Here is a 4265-nt window from a genome sequence, read left to right as displayed (position 1 = left end):
CTGTTTCTGCCATCAGCATAGAAAGCTGATAATCTGCCTGTTCAATTTCAGCGTTCATTTCTTTCAATCGCTGTTCTGCATTCTTCTTTTTCTCACGGAGTTGTTTTAGCTGCTCCGCCAGTTCATACATGTTCTGTGTTTGCATTTCAAACTCCTTCCTGAAATGGATTGATTCCGTTTCGGTAATCATCCACCAGCATTTTCGCCAGATCTGCCTTATCCCGCAAAGCACGAAGGATTTTTGTATCGACTGTATGTTTTGCAGTCAGATAAATATACAGACAGTTTTCTGTCTGAGAAACTCGATGGATTCTTGCTTTTGCCTGTTCAAAGTTAGACATGGAATAGTCCAGACTGTAGAACACCATGGTGGATGCTGCGGTAAGTGTGATGCCCAGACCTGCCGCTGCGATCTGCCCAACAAATACACAGCAGTCTGCATCTTCCTGAAATCTCCGGATTTCTTCGGCACGGTTAGAAACACCGCCACGCACAGACGCATAGCCAATCTGTTTTCGTTTCAGCAGTTCCTGAATGCCGTCCAGTTCTGGGACAAACCTTGCCAGAATGACCAGCTTTTTTTCTTCTGCAAGCATGGTGTCCAGAATATCGGACAGAGCATCCAGTTTTGCTGTGCTGACAGAAGTGATACTTCCGGCATCGTCTGTGAGATAACCGCCTGTCATCTGCGACAAACGCAGCATTTTTGTCAGCACATTTACTGCCGAAATTTCCGAACCTGCAAGCTCCGCAAAGCATTCTTTTTCCAGCTGCTTGTATAGTTTCATTGCTTTCGGTTCCAGTTCTACCGTGCGTATCTCCTCGGTAATTTGAGGCAAATCCAGACATTCTGCCTTAGTTACACGATAGGCAACGGAATGCAGTTTTTGCAGGAATTCATCCATCATCTGCTTTCGGAAAACCGGAATGTGATTGCCGTATCCGCACATATCGAAATAACGACTGCGAAAAGCATAGAAGCTTGTCCCGAAAATCTCTTTGTTCAGAAAGCGGTACTGGGAAAAGACATCCAGTTCTTTGTTGGTAATGAGTGTACCGGTCAGAAGCAGCTTGTATCTTGACTTGTCTCCGAGATGGTGCATGGCTTTAGACTGTGCAGTGCGGTTTTCCTTGATTTTGTGTGCCTCGTCTGCAATGATAAGGTCGGCATGAAAGGCAAGAAGGTCTTTCTCCAATCGCCATGCAGATTCATAATTGACAACAGCGATTTGCAAATCATTCCCGTGCAGCTTGGAAAGCTGTTCTTTTTTCTGTGTACTGCTGCCTTTCAGAATAGTCAGCTGATACGGAAAAGCAGCAAAATGTGCAAATTCCTGTTCCCAGACACCAAGAATGGACAGTGGTGCTGTGATCAGGATTCTCCTGATATGACGATACTGATATAGAATTCCAACAATGGCAATGCTGGTGATGGTCTTTCCGCAGCCCATTTCCATGAGCAGTGCCACGCCATTACTGTGTGTCTCTGAGGGCAGGATGCCGAAGCGTTCGCAGGCAAAGTGGCAGGCGGATTGCTGGTGGTGATAGAGGGTTGCTTTAAGGGGGATTTTTAGAACTTCTTTCACTTTTTCTCCTATGCTTTGTATGGACGATATGTATCTGAACCAAATCTGGCAAGAATTTGCTTTAGTATTCGGCTTTGGTATACATCCGCCTTTTGCAGCAGTTCTTCCAGAACTGTAACTTCTTCTTTTGACAGCAGATTTTTATTTGGAGCATACCATTCCGGTATCTGTACTCCGCCACCGTTTCCGCTAAAAGTTTCAAGGGGATATTTCAGCATGAGTGCTCGTATGTCCCGGCGAATCGTTTTTTCTGAAACATGAAATTCATGCATTAAAATTGGAACTGTGCTTTTCCGACGGGAAATCAGTAATTTCAAAATCTCTTCTCGCCGTTCTACGAGACCCATGCCTTTCACCCCCTTTCCGATGTATTTTTATTCTACAACCCAAACTGGTCAGGTCGTGACCAGTTTGAAAAAGATTCACAGAAGTTTCACAAAATGAATTCTTTCAAGAATTACAAAACACCGACAAGGTATAGAAAAAAATTCTGCACCTCATCGGATGTTCTCACTTTTTTACCAAACTGGTCAGCCACGGAGCAATGGGTCTTGCAATCATTCTCGCATTCAGATATGCCATTTCCAGTGTCAGACAAGTGCTGCCCAGATAATATCCGTTTCGTTCTGCCAAGGTCATGGCAAGATTCGGTTTTTCCATATCTGTTAAACAGATCGGCAGCAGAAACTGCAATTGATTTTGATATCCCTGCGGTACTACCAGCCCCGGCTCAATTACTGCTTTTCGTCTGCCCAGTTCCACTGCCGTTTCCAGCAGCAATGGCAGATTCTTGAACCGAAGCAGCTTCTTTGGCAGCCGTTCTCGATTTTCCGGGTCGCTGAGAATGTGTTCTGCATTTACCCGAATTGGCCATTCCGGATTGAAGTTTACACCATTTTGCATCATCGGGAAATATGGCTTTTTGGGCAATGGTTCTACATACCGCAGCTTGGAAGAAACAGCATCACAGAAGCCGGTGAAATACCATTTCAATGTGGTGTCTTTCTTTTTGTTTCGTTCAAAGCAGGCGTAGATTGCCTGATATTGTCTTGTGTACAGTCCTGTATGAAAGCAGGCACAATTATTTTCCACATGGAAATACGCCGTTTCTCCGGTGTTGTAATCGATGCTCAGCTTCCGGAACATCATATGGAGATACCGTTCCAAAATCGGCGTATCTGTATTTTTACATTCGGTCTGCGGCTTTCGGAATCGCCATGCTTCCGGCAACGCTATTTCTGCCAATTGTTCTAACTGCCCGTACCAATCCGGCACATAGGCAAATTCAAATAAATCTGTTTCTATCATTTTTCTGTTCCTCTCCATTTAGGAATTGCTTTTATCAGCTTCAATTGTATTCGGGCTTTTAGATCTTCGTCAATATATCGATATGTTTTCCCTTGTGCATCCTCCCCTTTTACCGTTGCCAATGCATTGATGTAATCGTCATAAAAGCGGAGAATTTCTTCCAAAGCAGTTTTCTCCCCATTTACTGCGGCACAGATCAATTCATATGTAAGGTCATTTTCTTTCATCGCCATTCCTTTCATAATATTTGCGGATTGCTGTAAATGCTTTTTGTCTCCAGTTGTAAATGGTGCGAGGCGTGACGTGAAAGTACGCTGCGATTTCCTGATCGCCATATCCATACCAGAACTCCAAAATCAACGTTTCTCTCTGTGTTTTTGGAAGTTCCAACATAGCATCATAAAGCCAGTCGCTGGCAATCAAACACGGATACTTCTCGTTGTCTAAAATGAAATGCTCTGACGGATACACATCTTCTATTTCCGGAACATTCATTAGGTCTGGTTTCGCCTCACGGTTTTGGATTCTCTTTTTTTCTGCCGCTGCATCTCGATATTCATTTCGCATTACAGTTTTCACAAAGCAGTCAAAGATTTTTATTCTGCAGCTTTTATCGATAAAGGGAGTCAATCTGTTGGTTCCTCCCTTCTTATGCAGTTTTGCAGGTAGTGTGTATATCACTCCCTTTTAAACTACTAAGACGAATCAGGCAGAACAAAATCGGAAAATTTATTTGTAAATATTCTGTGTACTTTTATTTCTTACGCACAGCAACAAAAAAAGCAGCATACAAAACCGGTCATTTCGCCGGATTGTATGCTGCTTGAGGAAAAATAAAAAGGGCAGTCCTGCCCAGCTGTTTGCCGAACAAAACTGCCCTTTTTAGTGGTTGAACAATATCACCGCCGATTATCTATGAAATGATTGTCAATTTTCCCTTATCCATCTCACAAACGGTATCGCACAACACAGAAATGTCTTCTGCCGAATGGGATGCCAAAAGAATTGTTTTCCCCTGTTCCTTTAGATGGAGCAAGTACCTTCGCATATCCTGTACGCCGTCTTTGTCCAATCCATTCATGGGTTCGTCCAGAATCAGCAAATCGGGGTCTTCCATAATCGCTTGTGCCAAGCCCAATCGTTGCCGCATACCCAATGAATATGCCCCTACTTTCTTTTTGCTTTTGGGATCTAGTCCCACACTGGAAATAGCATGGTCGATCTCCTGCTTTCCGATTTTTCCACGAATTTGTGCTAGGAAATGCAGATTTTGATATGCAGTATAGCCAGGCAAAAAGCCAGGAGTTTCAATAATTAGTCCCATACTCTCCGGTATTTCTCCTGGTTTTTTCTTCTTTTCCCCATTGATAT

General features: G+C 43.5%; 6 protein-coding genes. All 6 read right to left on the bottom strand.

The window, feature by feature from the left end; genetic code table 11:
• Positions 1-146: 146 nt before the first annotated feature.
• A complete protein-coding gene (locus QZ375_RS13835; protein WP_295219896.1) occupies positions 147-1586 on the bottom strand; it encodes a DEAD/DEAH box helicase in 1440 nt (479 codons plus the stop codon).
• Between the two features lie 8 nt (positions 1587-1594).
• Positions 1595-1933 carry a DeoR family transcriptional regulator gene (locus tag QZ375_RS13830; protein WP_295219895.1) on the bottom strand — a complete coding sequence of 113 codons (339 nt, stop codon included), beginning with the start codon at positions 1931-1933 and terminating at the stop codon, positions 1595-1597.
• A 163-nt stretch (positions 1934-2096) separates the two neighbouring features.
• Positions 2097-2894 (bottom strand): DUF3825 domain-containing protein, encoded by a 798-nt coding sequence (locus tag QZ375_RS13825; protein ID WP_295219892.1) that lies wholly within the window; start codon positions 2892-2894, stop codon positions 2097-2099.
• Entirely contained in the window at positions 2891-3121 is a 231-nt protein-coding gene (locus tag QZ375_RS13820; RefSeq protein WP_302344315.1) for a helix-turn-helix domain-containing protein, read from the bottom strand. Before QZ375_RS13820 ends, QZ375_RS13825 begins: the two co-directional genes overlap by 4 nt.
• A complete protein-coding gene (locus tag QZ375_RS14335) occupies positions 3108-3287 on the bottom strand; it encodes a sigma-70 region 4 domain-containing protein (protein ID WP_365729248.1) in 180 nt (59 codons plus the stop codon). The genes QZ375_RS13820 and QZ375_RS14335 overlap by 14 nt, the downstream gene beginning before the upstream one ends.
• A 520-nt stretch (positions 3288-3807) precedes the next feature.
• Positions 3808-4265, bottom strand: a 458-nt coding sequence (locus QZ375_RS13815) for an ATP-binding cassette domain-containing protein (RefSeq protein ID WP_295219887.1), incomplete at its 5' end; no start/stop codon positions are given.

This window comes from Ruminococcus sp., assembly GCF_019417665.1.
GTDB lineage: Bacteria > Bacillota > Clostridia > Oscillospirales > Ruminococcaceae > Ruminococcus_C.
The sequence above is the reverse complement of the archived record's forward strand: the minus strand, read 5'-3'. Positions and strand labels throughout refer to the sequence as shown.

Excerpts from the sequence above, each read along its gene's own strand:
- QZ375_RS13825 (WP_295219892.1), bottom strand. The coding sequence starts at position 2,894 with ATGATAGAAACAGATTTATTTGAATTTGCCTATGTGCCGGATTGGTAC.
- QZ375_RS13820 (WP_302344315.1), bottom strand. The coding sequence starts at position 3,121 with ATGAAAGAAAATGACCTTACATATGAATTGATCTGTGCCGCAGTAAAT.
- QZ375_RS14335 (WP_365729248.1), bottom strand. The coding sequence starts at position 3,287 with ATGTTGGAACTTCCAAAAACACAGAGAGAAACGTTGATTTTGGAGTTC.
- QZ375_RS13830 (WP_295219895.1), bottom strand. The coding sequence starts at position 1,933 with ATGGGTCTCGTAGAACGGCGAGAAGAGATTTTGAAATTACTGATTTCC.